Here is a 634-nt window from a genome sequence, read left to right as displayed (position 1 = left end):
CGCGAGCCGCTCTTCGCCGCCGGCCTCAGCGGCCAGCTCACGCGCCCAGTGCCGGAACGACGTCGGCACCGGATCCAACCCAGCACCACGCCCACCAGCCAGCCCCGCATACGCCCCCGCCAGATCCGGCAACAACACCCGCCAGGAGACCCCATCCACCACCAGATGGTCCACAACAATCAGCAGACGCCCAGAGACAGCCGACCCACGATCGAACCACACCACCTGAACCATCACACCGGCGTACGGATCCAACCTCCCCACAGCCGACGCCATCTGTTCACCGACGAGGGCGCGCAGTTCGTCGCCCTCAAGACCGGTGGCGTCCACCCTGCGCAGCAGGGCCGAGGCCCGGAGCTCTCCCGGCTCGGGAACCACGAGTCGCGGCTTCGGAGCGTCCTCCAGTCGGGCGCGGAGGGCGTCATGGTGATCCACCAGGGCCTGCACCGCGTCCGTCAGGACAGCGAAGTCCAGCCCCACCGGGGTCTCGATCAGCGCCGGCTGGACGAATTGGTGGAGCTTCTCCGGTCGGATCCGTTCGAGGGCCTGATGCATGACCGGGGTCAGCGGCAGTTCGCCGACTCCATGCTCTCCTTCGACGGCCCCTCCGCCATCGGTTGCCCCGGCGACGGCT

At 69.1% G+C, this 634-nt stretch carries 2 protein-coding genes; one reads left to right on the top strand and one right to left on the bottom strand.

Going from position 1 to position 634, the window contains the following annotated elements; all coding sequences use genetic code 11:
* Positions 1-480 (bottom strand): condensation domain-containing protein (locus tag FF041_RS38650; protein ID WP_323393713.1); only part of this gene is annotated, 480 nt, incomplete at its 3' end.
* On the opposite strand from FF041_RS38650, the gene FF041_RS39945 reads away from it, so the two are divergent.
* On the top strand, positions 424-634 hold a 211-nt coding region (locus FF041_RS39945; protein ID WP_228388985.1), incomplete at its 3' end, for a hypothetical protein. The two genes, FF041_RS38650 and FF041_RS39945, sit on opposite strands and share 57 nt — an antisense overlap.

This window comes from Streptomyces jumonjinensis (genome assembly GCF_009600885.1).
Classification (GTDB): Bacteria; Actinomycetota; Actinomycetes; order Streptomycetales; family Streptomycetaceae; genus Streptomyces; species Streptomyces jumonjinensis.
The sequence above is the reverse complement of the archived record's forward strand: the minus strand, read 5'-3'. Positions and strand labels throughout refer to the sequence as shown.